The organism is Terrabacter sp. RAF57 (assembly GCF_052113925.1).
In the GTDB taxonomy this organism is placed as follows: domain Bacteria; phylum Actinomycetota; class Actinomycetes; order Actinomycetales; family Dermatophilaceae; genus Terrabacter.
This window is the reverse complement of the sequence record NZ_JBFRDT010000008.1, coordinates 108,674-123,818: the sequence shown is the minus strand read 5'-3', so window position 1 is coordinate 123,818 and position 15,145 is coordinate 108,674. Positions and strand designations below refer to the sequence as shown.

14 protein-coding genes are annotated in these 15,145 nt (G+C 71.6%); 8 read left to right on the top strand and 6 right to left on the bottom strand.

The annotated features are described in order from the left end of the window. Positions 1 to 28 precede the first annotated feature (28 nt). Positions 29 to 1,753, bottom strand: a complete 1,725-nt coding sequence (gene paaN, locus AB4Y83_RS11890) for a phenylacetic acid degradation protein PaaN (RefSeq protein ID WP_442297002.1) — start codon at positions 1,751 to 1,753, stop codon at positions 29 to 31. Positions 1,754 to 1,857: 104 nt separating this feature from the next. Between paaN and AB4Y83_RS11885 the strand changes: the two genes are divergently transcribed. Further along, complete coding sequence (locus AB4Y83_RS11885) at positions 1,858 to 3,078, top strand: 3-hydroxyacyl-CoA dehydrogenase NAD-binding domain-containing protein (protein WP_442297001.1); 1,221 nt, start codon at positions 1,858 to 1,860, stop codon at positions 3,076 to 3,078. After that, the gene (gene paaI / locus AB4Y83_RS11880; protein WP_442297000.1) at positions 3,075 to 3,527 is read left to right on the top strand and encodes a hydroxyphenylacetyl-CoA thioesterase PaaI; all 453 of its coding nucleotides are present in this window, start codon (positions 3,075 to 3,077) and stop codon (positions 3,525 to 3,527) included. The genes AB4Y83_RS11885 and paaI overlap by 4 nt, the downstream gene beginning before the upstream one ends. 130 nt (positions 3,528 to 3,657) lie before the next feature. On the opposite strand, the gene AB4Y83_RS11875 is transcribed toward paaI, so the two are convergent. Then, positions 3,658 to 5,208, bottom strand: coding sequence for a DEAD/DEAH box helicase (locus tag AB4Y83_RS11875; RefSeq protein ID WP_442296999.1), 1,551 nt, complete (start codon positions 5,206 to 5,208; stop codon positions 3,658 to 3,660). Positions 5,209 to 5,574: 366 nt separating this feature from the next. On the opposite strand from AB4Y83_RS11875, the gene AB4Y83_RS11870 reads away from it, so the two are divergent. From AB4Y83_RS11870 to AB4Y83_RS11850, 5 genes are all read left to right on the top strand, one after another. Beyond that, entirely contained in the window at positions 5,575 to 6,477 is a 903-nt protein-coding gene (locus AB4Y83_RS11870; RefSeq protein ID WP_442296998.1) for an ABC transporter substrate-binding protein, read from the top strand. A gap of 8 nt (positions 6,478 to 6,485) precedes the next feature. Continuing rightward, a complete protein-coding gene (locus AB4Y83_RS11865; RefSeq protein WP_442274304.1) occupies positions 6,486 to 7,433 on the top strand; it encodes an amino acid ABC transporter permease in 948 nt (315 codons plus the stop codon). After that, a complete protein-coding gene (locus tag AB4Y83_RS11860) occupies positions 7,433 to 8,347 on the top strand; it encodes an amino acid ABC transporter ATP-binding protein (protein ID WP_442296997.1) in 915 nt (304 codons plus the stop codon). Before AB4Y83_RS11865 ends, AB4Y83_RS11860 begins: the two co-directional genes overlap by 1 nt. A gap of 103 nt (positions 8,348 to 8,450) precedes the next feature. Next, positions 8,451 to 9,770, top strand: a complete 1,320-nt coding sequence (gene paaK, locus AB4Y83_RS11855) for a phenylacetate--CoA ligase PaaK (RefSeq protein ID WP_442274302.1) — start codon at positions 8,451 to 8,453, stop codon at positions 9,768 to 9,770. Positions 9,771 to 9,791: 21 nt separating this feature from the next. Continuing rightward, complete coding sequence (locus AB4Y83_RS11850; RefSeq protein WP_442296996.1) at positions 9,792 to 10,553, top strand: DUF402 domain-containing protein; 762 nt, start codon at positions 9,792 to 9,794, stop codon at positions 10,551 to 10,553. A 27-nt stretch (positions 10,554 to 10,580) separates the two neighbouring features. Here AB4Y83_RS11850 and AB4Y83_RS11845 read toward each other — a convergent pair whose 3' ends face one another. Continuing rightward, positions 10,581 to 12,638 carry a galactose-binding domain-containing protein gene (locus AB4Y83_RS11845; RefSeq protein WP_442296995.1) on the bottom strand — a complete coding sequence of 686 codons (2,058 nt, stop codon included), beginning with the start codon at positions 12,636 to 12,638 and terminating at the stop codon, positions 10,581 to 10,583. A 142-nt stretch (positions 12,639 to 12,780) separates the two neighbouring features. Further along, positions 12,781 to 13,311, bottom strand: a complete 531-nt coding sequence (locus AB4Y83_RS11840; RefSeq protein WP_442296994.1) for a hypothetical protein — start codon at positions 13,309 to 13,311, stop codon at positions 12,781 to 12,783. 199 nt (positions 13,312 to 13,510) lie between these two features. Here AB4Y83_RS11840 and AB4Y83_RS11835 point away from each other — a divergent pair, with 199 nt between their 5' ends. Beyond that, positions 13,511 to 13,732: a hypothetical protein gene (locus AB4Y83_RS11835; protein ID WP_442296993.1), complete on the top strand. Its 222-nt coding sequence runs from the start codon at positions 13,511 to 13,513 to the stop codon at positions 13,730 to 13,732. Positions 13,733 to 13,756: 24 nt separating this feature from the next. On the opposite strand, the gene AB4Y83_RS11830 is transcribed toward AB4Y83_RS11835, so the two are convergent. Both AB4Y83_RS11830 and AB4Y83_RS11825 read right to left on the bottom strand, forming a co-directional pair. After that, the gene (locus AB4Y83_RS11830; protein ID WP_020143761.1) at positions 13,757 to 14,134 is read right to left on the bottom strand and encodes a GntR family transcriptional regulator; all 378 of its coding nucleotides are present in this window, start codon (positions 14,132 to 14,134) and stop codon (positions 13,757 to 13,759) included. Then, the gene (locus tag AB4Y83_RS11825) at positions 14,131 to 15,090 is read right to left on the bottom strand and encodes a hypothetical protein (RefSeq protein WP_442296992.1); all 960 of its coding nucleotides are present in this window, start codon (positions 15,088 to 15,090) and stop codon (positions 14,131 to 14,133) included. The genes AB4Y83_RS11830 and AB4Y83_RS11825 overlap by 4 nt, the downstream gene beginning before the upstream one ends. Between the last annotated feature and the right edge of the window lie 55 nt (positions 15,091 to 15,145).

Sequence of the window (15,145 nt, the reverse complement as noted above, 5' to 3'; positions counted from 1 at the left end):
CTGAACTGGAGCGAGGACCATCAGCAGCTCAGACGTGACGGCGCGACGTGATGACGCGGAAGCGGTTCGCGACGAAGGCGGCGTCGGTGTAGGCGGAGTTCGCGGCCGGGTTGGCCCCGGTGCCGTGGAAGTCGGAGAAGGCAGCCGTCTGGTTGACGAAGATCTGCCCCGTCAGGTTCTCGGACAGGGCGACCCCGCCCTCGGCCGCCGCGTCACGCGCCGCATCGAGCACCGCGTCGCTCGTCGAGTAGACAGCGGCGGTCATGGCACCGTGCTCGCGCACCGTGTCGGCGAGCTGCGCGAGCGACTGCTCCGTCGAGGCCGTCCGGATGAGGAAGCCGACGGGACCGAAGCACTCCTGGGTGTAGACGTCCTCGCGGGCGACGTCGACGGCGACGAGACCCGGGGCGCGCACGACGGCGTCGCCCCACGTCGGGTGCGCGACGCGACGCGAGTCGAGGACGACGTGGCCGTCGGCGTCCTCGGCGATCGAGGCGAGGGAGTCTGCGTTGGAGCGGACCTGGTCGTTGACCGTGGCCCCGAGCAGCTCGACGGCCTTGGCGTCGTCACCGGTGAGCCGGCCGACGGCGCCGGCCAGTCGCTCGCCGAACTCGTCGAAGGTCAGGTGGCCCTCGTCGGTGTCGACGCCCCCCTCGGGCACGTAGAGGTTCTGCGGGGCGGTGCACATCTGGCCGGAGTAGAGCGTGAGGCTGAAGGCGAGGTTGCCGAGCATCCCGCGCAGGTCGTCGGTCGAGTCGACGACGATCGAGTTGAGGCCGGCCTTCTCGGTGTAGACGAGCTTGCCGTGCGCGGCCGCCGACTCCTCGAGCCAGGCCCCGAAGGTCGGGCCTCCGGTGTAGTCGATGATCGCGACCTCGTCGCGCTCGGCGAGGGTCTTCGCGAGACCCTGCCCGTCGGCCTCGGCCGCGAGCTGCACGAGTGCGGGGTCGAAGCCGGCCTCGGCGAGCACCGACCGCGCGACCTCGACGGAGATCGCGAGCGGCAGCACGGCGCGGGGATGCGGCTTGACGACGACCGCGTTGCCGGTGACGAGCGAGGCGAAGATGCCGGGGTAGGCGTTCCACGTCGGGAAGGTGTTGCACCCGATGACGAGCGCGACCCCGCGCGGCACGAGTCGGTAGTCCTTCTGCATCCGCGTCGGCGCGGGCTTGCCCTCGCGGTCACGGCCCGGCTTCTCCCAGACGACCGACGCGGGCACGCGCTCCTGCTCGACGAGCCCCGCCGCGATCGCCTCGATCGCCCGGTCCTGGGCGTGCGGGCCGCCGGCCTGGAACGACATGACGAAGGGCTGCCCAGACGTGTGCATGACGGCGTTGGCGATCTCGAAGCTGCGTTTGTTGATGCGGTCGACGATCTCGACGCACACCGCGGCCCGCACCTGCGGACCCGCGTCTCGCCAGGCCGCCATCGCCGCGCGTGCGGCCGCGAGCCCGGCATCCACGTCGAGCGCCGGGTAGGTCGCGCCGAGCGTCGGTCCGTAGGGGGAGACCTCGCTCCCCACGAGGGTGCCGTCGGTCGGCTGGCTCGACAGGGCGGCATACGCCCCGTCCAGGTGGGCCTCGTGCGCGGCGAGCCCGTCGGCCGCGGCGGTCTCGCCGTAGACGCGGGGGCTGGGCGACTCGGGGTAGCGGGAGTACCAGCTGCGGCTTGCCAGGGCCTGACGGATCTCGTCGAGGACTCCCGCGTGCGCGTCGAGCAGGGGGTGGGTGGGCGTCGTTGCCGGTGCAGTCACGGGTCGATGCTAGCCCCGCTCCAGACCTCAGTCGTATCCCGTCACGGGCGGTCCGCGACCGCCCGCCGCGCACCCGGGGCGGCCCACGCGGCAGGATGGCGGGCATGGACACGGACACCACCGAGGCCAGCACGGACCACCCCGACCAGTCCGCCTTCGGACCCGTCGGCGTCATCGGGGCGGGGGCCATGGGGGCCGGCATCGCCCAGGTGGCGGCCACCGCGGGCCACGCGGTCACCCTCGTCGACTCGGTGCCGGGCGCCGCGGCGGGTGCCGTCGACACGATCGGCGCTGCCCTCAAGCGGCTCGTGGACAAGGGTCGCCTGTCCGACGAGGACGCGTCGGCGGTGCTGGCACGCATCACCCCGGCCGCGTCGGTCGAGGAGCTGCCCGAGTGCGGGCTCGTCATCGAGGCCGTGCCCGAGGACCTCGACCTCAAGCGCCGGATCTTCGCCGACCTCGCCGACGTCCAGCCGTCGACGACGGTGCTCGCGACGAACACGTCGAGCATCGACATCGACGACATCGCCGCCGAGGTGGCCGACCCGGAGCGGGTGCTCGGACTGCACTTCTTCAACCCGCCGCCCGTCATGCGGCTCGTCGAGGTGGTGCACGGCGAGCGCACCGCGCGGGCCTTCGTCGAGCACGCCGTCGCGCTCATGGACGCCTGGGGCAAGACGCCGGTGCGGTGCAGCTCCACCCCGGGCTTCATCGTCAACCGCGTCGCGCGTCCCTTCTACGGCGAGGCGCAGCGCATCGTCGAGAGCGGGGTTGCCGACGCGGCGACCGTGGACTGGGCGCTCCGCGAGAGGGGCGGCTTCCCGATGGGGCCGCTCGAGCTCACCGACTTCATCGGGCAGGACGTCAACCTCGCCGTCGGCACGTCGGTGTGGGAGCAGACGGGACGTGACGAGCGCTACGCGCCGACCGCCTTCCAGCAGGGTCTCGTCGAGGCCGGCCGGCTCGGCCGCAAGACGGGCTCGGGGGTGTACGCGTATGCCGCCGACGGCTCGGTCACCGCTGCCGAGCCGGACGTCGAGCTCGCCGAGCGCCTCGTCGGTGGACCGGTCGCGACCGACCCGCTCGCGCGCACGCTCGCGATGCTCGTCAACGAGGCCGTCGACCTCGTAGCCCGCGGTGAGGCGAGCGTCGACGACGTCGACACGGCGATGCAGCTCGGCACGCGCTACCCGAAGGGGCCCATCGCGTGGGGCCGAGAGATCGGCTTCGACGTCGTCGCCCGGCAGCTCACCGAGCTCGACGAGGCCTTCCCCGGTGGTCGCTACCGGCCGAGCCCGGCCCTGACCGACGGGAGCCTGACGTGAGCGAGACCCAGCTGCCCGCCGGTGGTGGGGACGGCCAGGACGGCGAGGCCGGGGTCGCGTTCGCCCGGCAGATGTGGGACGACGACGTGGCCTCGCGACGCCTCGGCATGGAGGCCGCCGTCGTCGAGCAGGACCACGCCGTCGTGCGGATGGCGATCCGCGACGACATGGTCAACGGTCACGCCATCTGCCACGGCGGCTACATCTTCACCCTGGCCGATTCGTGCTTCGCGCTCGCCTGCAACTCGCGGGGGCGCCTCACGGTGGCGGCCGGGGCCGACATCTCCTTCACCGCGCCGGGCCGGCTCGGTGACGTGCTCGTCGCCGATGGCCACGTGCGCTCGGCATTCGGGCGCAGCGGCATCACGGATGTGACGGTCAAGCGGGAGTCCGACGGTCAGATCATCGCCGAGTTCCGCGGCCGGAGCCGCAGTCTCAAGCGCCCCTGACCCTGAACCGTCGAAAGGCCAAAGTTCGCGGGTCCTGCTCGTCGAGAGGCCAAGGTTCGCGGGTGCCAGACCGTCGAGAGGCCAAGGTTCGTGACGAACCTTGGCCTCTTGACGGTTGACGTGCGCTGGGTCAGCGGGAGCGGCGGCCACCGGCACGGGTGCCGGCGGAGAACGCCGCGGCGCTGCCGCCGCTGCTCGTCGAGTAGACGGTCGAGGAGCCGCCGCGACGGCCGGAGCCGCCACCGTTGCCGGCACCGCCCGAGCGGCGACCGCCGCCCTGGCCCTCGGCGCTCTGGCCGGAGCGACCACGACCCGAGCCGCGACCACCGGCACCGGGCCCCCGAGCGCCCTCGCCGGCCCCGCGACCTGCGCCGCGGCCACCACCGGCGGCAGCGCCGCTACCGCCCTGGCCACGTGCACGACCACGGCCGCGGCCGGAGCCGCCGGACGCCGAGTTCGAGCTCGAGCCCGAGCGGGCCGGGGCGTCCTCGCGGACGAGTCCGCCGGCATACGACCGGTCGCCGGGGGCGAGCTCGGTCAGCAGCGGGTGGCCGAGCTGGACGCGCGTCGTCGTCGGCTTGATGCCGGCCTTGCGGGTCAGGTCGCGCACGTCGCGCACCTGCTCGTCCAGCATCATCGTGACGACGATGCCGTCGTTGCCGGCGCGGGCCGTGCGACCCGAGCGGTGCAGGTACGCCTTGTGCTCGACCGGCGGGTCGGCGTGGATGACGAGCGCGACGTCGTCGACGTGGATGCCACGGGCGGCGATGTCGGTCGCGACGAGCGTCTGCGCGCGGCCCGAGTGGAAGTCGTCCATGTTGCGCGTGCGGGCACCCTGGCTGAGGTTGCCGTGCAGCTCGACGGCCGGAACTCCCGAGGCGTTGAGCTGCTTGGCGAGCTTCTTGGCCCGGTGCTTGGTGCGAGTGAAGACGACCTTGCGGCCGGGGGCCGCGGTGAGGTCGAGGATGACCGGCAGGTGCGAGCCGTTGTCGACGTGGAGCACGTGGTGGCTCATCGTCGAGACGGGCGACTGCGCCGAGTCGGCCTCGTGCGTCACGGGCTGGTGCAGGAACTTGTTGACGAGCACGTTGATCGCGCCGTCGAGCGTCGCCGAGAAGAGGAGGCGCTGGCCGTTGCGGGGCGTCTTCTCCATGATCCGGCGCACGCCCGGCAGGAAGCCGAGGTCGGCCATGTGGTCGGCCTCGTCGAGGATCGTGACCTCGACGCTGTCGAGGTTGACGTGACCCTGCTGCATGAGGTCCTCGAGCCGGCCGGGGCAGGCGACGATGACGTCGACGCCGTTCCGGAGGCCCTGGACCTGCGGGTTCTGGCCGACGCCGCCGAAGATCGTCTGCGAGTTGAGGCCGAGCGCTTTGGCGAGCGGGGCCATCGCGGTGTCGATCTGCGTCACGAGCTCGCGGGTCGGGGCGAGGATGAGGGCACGCGGACGACGGGCCAGGCGGCTCCGACGCGACTGCGAGAGGCGGGTCAGCAGCGGCAGCAGGAAGGCGTACGTCTTGCCGGAGCCGGTGCGGCCACGGCCGAGGACGTCGCGCCCGGCGAGGGAGTCGGGCAGCGTCGCGGCCTGGATGGGCGTCGGGGTGGTGATGCCGAGACCGTCGAGGATCGTGACGAGGTCGGCGGGCACGCCGAGAACGGCGAAGTTCGTGTCAGTGGACACAGGTGGGTACTCCAAAACGTGGAAGCGGTCGTTCTGCCCGGCGCGAAGGGCCTCAGCTGTGAGGTGTCGCGGCGCAAGAGCGAATCGACGGGGCCGGCGACACTCCGCCAGGCCAAGAAGAAGCGGCCCGAGGCAGAACTGGGCGGGCCACTGGGACAAAGACTACCCGAGCGGGCGCCGAGGACGTTAACCGACCCCTCGACGTGCGCCCGGCGAGGCCGCGTCGGGAGCGTTCCTGTGTGCCCGCTAACGGTTCGGCCGCATCCGTGGGCACCCGCACCGAAAGATGGCAGGATCGGCCAATCAGCCGGCGCACCGTAGCGCCCGCACCTGAATGACCGCGTTCGCCCCGGAAGGACCATCTTGATGCGTCGCATGTCCCTCATCGCCGTCACCGGCTTCGTCGCCGCCGGCCTCACGCTCTCCGCCTGTGGGTCGGACTCGCTGTCCAGCTCGCCGGGTGCGGGCAACACCCCCGCCGGGACGGCCGCCGGCGGCGGCGTCGACCAGGCCCTCGCGGCCAAGGTCCCCGCCAAGCTGAAGTCGGCGGGCAAGATCGTCATCGGCACCGACCCGACGTACGCCCCCAGCGAGATGCTCGCGGGCGACGGCAAGACGGTCGAGGGCTTCGACGTCGACGTCTTCAACGCCGTGGCGGCCAAGCTCGGCCTCAAGACCGAGTGGGTCCCCGCGGGCTTCGACTCGATCATCCTCGGCGTGACGGGTGGCAAGTACGACGTCGGCGTCTCGAGCTTCACCATCAACCCGGACCGCAAGAAGCAGGTCAACATGGTGAGCTACTACAAGGCCGGCACCCAGTGGGTCGTCGCCAAGGGCAACCCCAAGGGTGTCAAGCTCGACGACGCCTGCGGCCGCAACATCGGCGTCCAGAAGGGCACCGTGCAGATCGACGACCTCACCGCCCGCAGCAAGAAGTGCACCGATGCCGGCAAGCCAGCCATCAACCAGATCGTCCAGGAGGGGCAGGACCAGGTCACGGCCGACGTCGTCAGCGGCAAGACCGACGCGATGCTCGCCGACTCCCCCGTCGGTCTCTACGCCGTCAAGCAGACCGGGCAGCTCGAGGCGCTCGGCGACATCTACGACTCCGCGCCCTACGGCTATGTCGTGCCGAAGGACCAGACGGACTTCGCCAACCTCCTCGTCGAGGCGCTCAAGGCCACGCAGAAGGACGGCAGCTACGAGGCGGCCCTCAAGAAGTTCTCCGTCGAGGCCGGCGCGATCAGCGACTTCGCCCTCAACCCGTGAGTGATCCGGTGACCACACCGACCACCGACGACCGGCCGGGCCTCATCGAGGCCCGGCCGGTCCGGCACCCCGGACGATGGATCGCGCTCGCCGTCATCATCGTCCTCGTCGCGATGCTGATCAGCTCGTTCATCACCAACGAGCGGTGGGGATTCTCCAAGGCCCTGGAGATCATGAACCAGAAGCCGGTGCTCGAAGGGCTCTGGAAGGGCACCATCGTCGGCACCATCGGCTCGATGGCCATCGGCATCGTCGGAGGCGTGATCATCGCGATCCTGCGCCTGTCGCACAACCCCGTCCTGCGCGGCGTCTCCTTCGTCTACACGTGGTTCTTCCGCGGCATCCCGCGCCTCGTGCTCCTCGCGATGATCGGCAGCGGCGTCGGCTTCCTCTACGCCAACCTCGACTTCGGCATCCCGTTCGGCAAGCAGCTGGCCTCCCTCATGGGGCTCTCGAGCGACTTCACGTTCTTCACGCTCGACGTCAACCAGTTCTCGAGCAGCCTGCTGGCGGGCATCATCGGCCTCGGCCTGTCGGAGGCGGCCTACATGGCCGAGATCGCACGGGCCGGCATCCTGTCGGTCGACAAGGGTCAGAACGAGGCGGCGGCCGCGCTCGGCATGAACCGTGGCCAGTCCATGCGCCGCATCGTGCTCCCCCAGGCGATGCGCGTCATCGTGCCGCCGACGGGCAACGAGACCATCGCCATGGTCAAGGACACCTCGCTGCTCTCGGCCATCCCGATCATCACCGAGCTCTTCTACCAGACCCGCGCCATCGGCACCCGGACGCTGCAGATCATGCCGTCGTTCGTCGCCGTCACCGCCTGGTACCTCCTCGTCGGGTCGGTCCTCATGGTCGGGCAGTACTTCCTCGAGCGGCGCTTCGGCCGAGGCTTCGGCACCGGGGCACCCAACAAGCGCTTCGCGCGTCCGGCCGGGGCAGGAGGCGCCTGATGTCAGACACCACGACCAGCGAGCCCACGAGCGAGCCCACGAGCGGGCCCGCCACCGGGACCGCCACCGGGACCGCCACTCGCTCGCGCACCGGCGAGGACCAGCCCCTCGTCCGCGCGCTCAACGTGCTCAAGAGCTTCCACGGCAACGAGGTGCTCAAGGGCATCGACCTCGATGTGCACCGCGGCGAGGTCGTCTGCCTGCTCGGCCCCTCGGGATCGGGCAAGACGACGTTCCTGCGCTGCATCAACCAGCTCGAGGAGATCGACGGCGGTCGCATCTGGGTCGACGGCGACCTCGTCGGCTTCCGCGACGACGGCGGGCAGCTGCACCACCTCACGGACAAGCAGGTCGCCACGCAGCGCCGTGAGATCGGCATGGTCTTCCAGCGCTTCAACCTGTTCCCGCACATGACGGCTCTCCAGAACGTCATGGAGGCTCCCGTCCAGGTGCGGCGGGTCGGCAAGAAGCAGGCGCGGGCACGCGCGCTCGAGCTGCTCGAGCAGGTCGGCCTCGGCGACAAGCCGAACGCCTACCCGGCACAGCTCTCCGGTGGCCAGCAGCAGCGGGTCGCCATCGCCCGGGCGCTCGCGATGGACCCCAAGCTCATGCTCTTCGACGAGCCGACGTCCGCGCTCGACCCCGAGCTCGTCGGCGAGGTGCTCCGCGTCATGCGCGAGCTCGCCGACCAGGGCATGACGATGATCGTCGTGACGCACGAGATGGGCTTCGCCCGCGACGTCGCCGACCACGTCGTCTTCATGGACGGTGGCGTCGTCGTCGAGCAGGGCAAGCCGAAGGACGTCATCAGCAACCCGCAGCACGAGCGGACGCAGTCGTTCCTCAAGCGCATGCGCGCCGAGGACGACGAGGCCGCCGCCGACGCGGAGTCCCTGGAGACGCCGGACGCCTGACCGTCCCCGTGCACGTCGAGTGGGCGCTCTCTCTCCGGAGACAGCGCCCACTCGACGTCGTGGGCGAGGAGCCTCGGCCGGACGGTGTGGGCACAATGGGCCCATGACGACGGAGTCACCCGAGAGCCGACCGCGCCTGCCGGACCACGAGATCCCCACGATCGGGGTCGACGAGCTGCGGGGCACCCAGCTCGAGCGGCTCCAGCAGACGGTGCGGACGGCATACGACCACGTCCCGCACTACCGAGCAGCCTTCGACGCCAAGGGATTCCACCCCGACGACCTGCGCTCGCTCGACGACCTGAGCCGGATGCCGTTCACGACGAAGGCGGACCTGCGCGCCAACTACCCCTTCGGGATGTTCGCCGTGCCGCGCGAGCAGGTCGTCCGCGTGCACGCGAGCTCGGGCACCACCGGCCGTCCGACGGTCGTGGGCTACACGAAGGCCGACATCGACACGTGGGCCGACCTCATGGCCCGCTCGATCCGGCTCGCCGGCGGTCACCCGGGCGACGTCATCCACGTCGCCTACGGCTACGGCCTCTTCACCGGGGGCCTCGGCGCGCACTACGGCGTCGAGCGTCTCGGCGCAACGGTCGTGCCGGTGAGCGGCGGCATGACCGAGCGGCAGGTGCAGCTGATCCGCGACTTCCGGCCCCGCGTCATCATGGTGACGCCGAGCTACTTCCTCAGCCTGCTCGACGAGATGGAGCGCGAAGGCGTCGACCCCGCGACGACGAGCCTGCAGGTCGGGATCTTCGGTGCCGAGCCGTGGACCGAGTCGATGCGCCGGGAGATCGAGCGACGCACCGGCATGGACGCCGTCGACATCTACGGCCTCTCGGAGGTCATGGGGCCCGGCGTCGCCCAGGAGGCCGCGACGACGAAGGACGGCCTCCACATCTGGGAGGACCACTTCTACCCCGAGGTCATCGACCCGATCACCGAGGAGGTCCTGCCCGACGGTGAGCTCGGCGAGCTCGTCTTCACGTCGCTGACGAAGCAGGCGATGCCCGTCATCCGCTACCGCACCCGCGACCTGACGCGGCTGCTGCCGGGCACCGCGGTCCCGTCGATGCGGAGGATGGAGAAGGTCACCGGTCGCACCGACGACATGATGATCGTCCGCGGCGTCAACGTCTTCCCGACGCAGATCGAGGAGCACGTGCTCGCCGAGCCGCGGCTGTCGCCGTACTTCCAGTGCGTCCTGACGCAGCCCGGCCGGATGGTCGAGCTGACCGTGCTCGTCGAGCCGCTCTCGCGGCTCGAGCCGGGTGCCGCCGAGCAGATCGCCCGGACGCTCGAGGCGACGATCAAGGCCCGCATCGGCACGACGTGCCGCGTCGAGATGCGCGAACCCGGCTCGATCGAGCGCTCGATCGGCAAGGCCCGACGCATCGTCGACGAGCGGCCCAAGGCATGAAACGCGCGCCGCACCGGACCCGTGCTCGAGCCGTATGCCGTGTCGGCGCCCGAGGGTGCCCGCCCGCTCGGCGTCGCCCCCTTCCTCGACCCCGGTGAGGTCGTCATGTGGCGCTACCGCGACCACGCGTGGGAGCCGGGCCGTCCCGAGACGGCGTCCCCGATGCGGGTCGTCCGCGACGACGAGCGGGGTCTCGTGGCCTGGCTCGCGCCCGGCACCGTGCACCTGACGAAGCGGCACGCCGACGGCTCGGACCTGCGCGACGTGCCGATGGGCGAGCGGTTCCTCCGGGACGCCCAGCGGGTGCAGGCGCGCACCCGGTGGCACGGCGCCGGCATCCTCCGGATCGCCCCGGCCGGGCTCCCGTGGTCGGTCTGGCTCTTCTGGGACGTGGCCGACGACGACGGCGCCTCGATCGACCCGACCGACCCGGCGGCATACGACCGCTGGGAGTTCGGCGGCTGGTACGTCAACCTCGAGACGGCCCATCGACGCGGGGGGCACGACACGTTCACCGGCGACCACGTGCTCGACCTCTGGGTCGAGGCGGACGGCACCGTCAACGTCAAGGACGCCGACGAGCTCGAGGCCGCCGTCGAGCAGGGACGCGGGACGCCCGATCAGGCGGACGCCATCCGGCACAACGCGGAGCACGCCCGTGCCTCGTTCGCTGCCCGTGACTGGCCCTTCGATGACGCGTGGACCCGGTGGCGGCCCGACCCGGCGTGGACGACACCGGGACTGCGCGACGGCGAACGCTGGGACGTCGACCTCGTCGGCTGACGGGCGGTCGCCCACTCCGACGGTCGCTCAGGTGGCCTGGACGCCGACCTCCCACAACGAGTAGCCGTACGACGTCGCGCGCTTCGTGCCGAGGACGCGGACGTAGCGGGCGGTCGTCGGGGTGAACGCGAGCGCGTCGAGGCCACCGTCCGCGCCGGTGCGGCTCGCGACGGTCGTCCAGGTGGACCCGTCGGTCGAGACCTCGACGCGGTAGTCGCGGGCGTAGGCCGACTCCCAGTCGAGGACGACGCGACCGACCTGTCGGGTCGAGCCGAGGTCGACGCGCCACCACTGGTTGTCGCTCCGGGCGCTCGCCCATCGGGTGTCACGCCGGCCGTCGACGGCACGGGGCGCACGGAAGTCGGCGAAGAGGTCCCGCTGGTAGCTGCTAGCCGTGGCCGGCCGCCCCGCCGCGAGGTCGGGCGGCGGCGTCCAGGTCTGGGCGGCCTCGGCGGTCCGGAGGTAGGACTCGGCGCCCATCGCCAGCTCGTCGACGACCTGCTGTCCACCGATCCGCCGCATGTCCTCGACCCAGTCGGGGATGAGTCCGTAGTGGGGGACGCCGTCGACGTTGTAGTCCCAGGTGCGCTGGCCGGTGACCTGGCGGTCGGCGGATGCGCCTCCCAGAGTCGTGAAGGGGTAGGTGACGCTCGATCCCGGTCGCGGCGCCGGTGTGCCCCCGAAGCCGTTCATGTCCATGCCGAAGCCGTAGCCGACGTGGTACTTGGCGCGCAGTGCCTCGTCGGTGTGCATCGTGTCGACGAACTCGTCGGCGTCGTGGCCGTACTGCGTGACGAACCCGCCCAGGCGGTAGAGGCGCTCGGTGAAGTGGGTGTCCATCCACGAGTGCGACGACACGACGCCGGGGTAGTGCGCAGCCTCGAGCAGGTCGAGCGTGCGCGAGGCCGCCTTGACGCTCATGTGGTCGACCTCGACGACCATGCCGCGCTGCATCATCCCCGCGAGGGCGTACTCCCCCAGCGAGGAGAGCCCGCGCGGGTTGCAGTGCGGACCCTCGGGGTAGATCGGCAGGACGAGTCCGAGCGGCAGGTACGGCGCGAGCTCCTTGGGGATGACGCCGTTGGCGACGGTGTGGTCGTGCAGCTCACCCGTGCACGTCTGCACCTGCCACCACTGACCGGTGTTGAGGAAGTTGCCGAGGTTGACGATGACGCCCTGCGTGCCCTCGTCGAAGCGCACGCCGCACAGGGCGTTGTCGAACTTGTGGCAGAGGAACATCGAACGCACCCCGAGCCCGTGCAGCTCGGTCAGCCCGGCGTCGATCTGCGCCTTGGTGCAGCCGGGGACACCGAGGGTGAGCTTGCAGCCGAAGGGGTTGCTCACCTCGACGCCGAGGATGACGGCGAGCTTGCCCTGGGCGACGTAGGTGCGGGCCTCGTCGGCGGAGTAGGCGATCCGGAACCAGCCCTTGCCGGTGCCGCCGTACTGCTGGTCGACGAACGCCTCGAGCTTCTTCGTCTCGGCGATCTGTCGGCGCACCGTGTCCATGTCGTCGCACGAGTAGCGGTTGACCTGAGTCGGCAGGCTGCACAGGACGTTGCTGTTGACGGCGTCGGCCACCATGATCCGCTGGCCGCCGCGCCAGGCTCGCTCGACCCACGTGTAGTACATCTGCTGGTGGGTGAGGCTGCTCCATTTCGGCCAGTCGGCGAAGGTCGGCCACCCCACCGGGTCGTGGGTGGCGAGCGGGTTGCCGCCGGCCTTGTTCGTGAGGTTCTCGATGAGCGCGGTCTGCCCGTTGGGGTAGTGGTTGTCACAGTCCTTGAGGGCGTCGGCGATCCCGTTGGGGCTGAAGGTCGCTCCGCAGACGATGTTGCCGCCGAAGCCGACGTCGGACATGAGGTGGGTGTGCGCGTCGACGTAGCCGCGCACCGTCCCGTCGGGCTGCGTGCCGCTGAAGGGCGGCCCCGTGACATCGACCCGCGAGTCGGGACTCTGCGGGTTGACCGGCGTGTACGGGTCTCCCGTGGCGGCGGCCGTGCTCAGCCCTGCCGACCCGGCCACGGCAGCGGCCGCCGCGGCGGCGAGGGGTCGTCGGATGGTCCGGAACCAGCGCTTCGTCATCGAAGCCTCCCCGAGGAGTGTGCGTCTCCTGATTCCGGCGAAGTTACCAGCGGTAACGCCGCCGCGCGCGCCGAGAACGTATGCCGTCCCGCCGCCTCGCGCGGCCGGGTCCAGTCGCCGTGTGGCCGGTGTGGGAGGAGGGTCAGGAGCTGCGGGTCAGCACGATCCAGCCCGTCGCGACCTGGCTCGTGGCCTCGGTGACCATGAGCTCGCCCGACCCGGCGGGCAGGCTTCGGAGGTCGAGCCGCACCTCGGTCCCGTCGCACGGGACGGTGAGCGTCGCGACGCGCGGACCCGACATCGGCCGCGACGGCGCACCGGCGGCGCCTCCCTCACCCGGACCGAGCACGTCGACGACGAGCGTGCCCCCGGTGGTGGCCGGCAGGCACCGCCCTTTGAGCCGGTAACGCTGACCGGCCTGCGCGGGTGAGGCCCGGCCCGGCTCCGACGTACCACTCCAGAAAAGGCCGTCCGCATTGCTGACGAGCAGGCGGGTCACATCGGCAGGCGACTGCGCGGGAGGCTCGAGCCGATCCACCGTCACCGTGCCACCGCCCTCGGGAAGCGTCGTGAACGACGGACCCTCGACCGTGGGCAGCGGGGTCGGCGCATCCGCATCCGTGCACGCCGAGGTCGCCCCGGCCACGAGGGCTGCCGCGACGGCCACGCCCACGTGCCGGAGGCAGCTCCGGGTCACCCTGCGTCGCGATTCACGTATCGACATCCCTTGCCCATCTCCCTGCAGATGACGCCTGAACGCTACCTCTTGACCACCGTCCGTGCGCCGCCTGACGTATCACCGACGCGCGGCGCCTCTCTGACCGTCGAGGCCTCGATGGCCTCGCGCCGCCAGAGGTCACGAGGAGCACGTCATGGGAATCCCTCCGCACGCAGCACGCATGGCCGGAGCCTGGGCCGTGCAGACCAGCCGACCGGCTGCCGCGCCGGCACCGGCATCGGCCCGTCCAGTCCCGCGCAACCGCTCGCACCGGATCACGGCGGCCCGTCTGCTGCACCCGCTGCGTCGGCCGATCCAGCTCTCGGCCAAGGACGCCCAGAGCCCGCTCGGCACCCAACCCGCCCGGCACGCCTGACCGGGCGACACGGCATACGACCGCTCAGCCGGTCTGTGCCTTGAGCGCCGCGCGGACGAGGTCGACCGCTGCCGCGGCGTCGAGCCCCGCGTCGCGGGCAGCCGCCGCGAACTTCGCCGCGAGCGCCATGACGGCGACGTCGGCCGTGTGCTCTCCGGACGCCACGACGGTTCCGGCCCGACGACGCGTCTCGACGAGGCCCGCCGCCTCGAGCTCCTTGAAGGCGCGCGCCACGGTGTTGGCGGCCAGGCCGAGGTCTGCGGCGAGGGCCCGCACGGTCGGAAGTCGGTCGCCCGGCAGCAAGCGACCCGTCGCGATGAGGCCGGCCAGCTGGGCACGGACCTGCTCGAAGGGGGGCTCGGCGACCTCGAGGTCGACGACGATGCGCAGGTCGTCGCTCATCGGGAGCCCCCACCCGACGTCGAGACCGCTGACGCTGCAGGATGGTTCGCCGCACGCGAGCTCGGCACGGCAGGCGCGTCCCAGAGCAGGCAGAAGAGCGCGGCGACCAGGGCGACGAAGCCGAGAAGCGTCAGCGAGAAGGCGAGGTTCTGGGTCCAGTCGACGGGCGCGACGGGCGCGGGCGGAAGTCCCGTGCCGCTCACGGCGCCGCGCAGCCGCTGGGTCACGTCGTTGAGCTGCGGGCCGATGGTGAGACAGAGCCCGGCTGCCGTGACGAGGGACCCGGCGGCCGACCAGCGCAGCACCCGCACGCGCGCCCCGAGCCGAAGGGCCCGGTCGAGGTCGGGGTCGTCGACATGGGCCGGACGGGCGTCGGCGACGCGCAGGGCGAGCCACGTGGCGACGGCCAGCAGGGCGAGGGCACCGACCGTCCCCAGCGTGTAGTCGCGGCCGGGGTAGGCGCTCGTGGTCGTGACGACGACGCCCTTCCACTCACGCATGCCGAGGCGACCCCCGGGGGCCGACGTCAGCCACCCGACGAGCAGCCCCACGGCACAGAGCACGAGCCCCGCGACGTAGTAGCCGGTCAGGCGCACCGACTCGGTGCCACGGCGGATGTCCAGGGCGGCCTCGCGGCGAGGGCCGGATGTCGGCCGGGGGGGCGCCCAGCGCTCGGCCACCGCCGCGACGATGATGCCGACGACGGCCGCGAGCGCCGGTACGCCCGGGTGGCCGGTCGCGCCCTCCCCCGACGACGACGCGACGGACCGGTCGACGCCGGCCTGGGCGACGGCATACGCAAGGAGTGCGCCGACGACGGAGCCCAGCGCGGCCCGGCGACGGGCCCGCGCGGCGAAGGCGTCGAGCCGGCGTGCGCCGAGCCACCGCGCGAGGTTGACGACCAGCGCCAGCAGCACCACCGGCCCGAGGTACCACGTGATCACGCGAGCATCCATGCCCATCCCCTTCACCCCGACTTTGTCGCAATCATTTAACTCATTGATACAAAGC

Bases quoted from the DNA above. Each gene is read 5' to 3' on its own strand.
- AB4Y83_RS11860 (WP_442296997.1), top strand. From the start codon at position 7,433: ATGTCAGACACCACGACCAGCGAGCCCACGAGCGAGCCCACGAGCGGG.
- AB4Y83_RS11825 (WP_442296992.1), bottom strand. From the start codon at position 15,090: ATGGATGCTCGCGTGATCACGTGGTACCTCGGGCCGGTGGTGCTGCTG.
- AB4Y83_RS11885 (WP_442297001.1), top strand. From the start codon at position 1,858: ATGGACACGGACACCACCGAGGCCAGCACGGACCACCCCGACCAGTCC.
- AB4Y83_RS11830 (WP_020143761.1), bottom strand. From the start codon at position 14,134: ATGAGCGACGACCTGCGCATCGTCGTCGACCTCGAGGTCGCCGAGCCC.
- paaK (WP_442274302.1), top strand. From the start codon at position 8,451: ATGACGACGGAGTCACCCGAGAGCCGACCGCGCCTGCCGGACCACGAG.
- AB4Y83_RS11835 (WP_442296993.1), top strand. From the start codon at position 13,511: ATGGGAATCCCTCCGCACGCAGCACGCATGGCCGGAGCCTGGGCCGTG.
- AB4Y83_RS11845 (WP_442296995.1), bottom strand. From the start codon at position 12,638: ATGACGAAGCGCTGGTTCCGGACCATCCGACGACCCCTCGCCGCCGCG.
- AB4Y83_RS11870 (WP_442296998.1), top strand. From the start codon at position 5,575: ATGCGTCGCATGTCCCTCATCGCCGTCACCGGCTTCGTCGCCGCCGGC.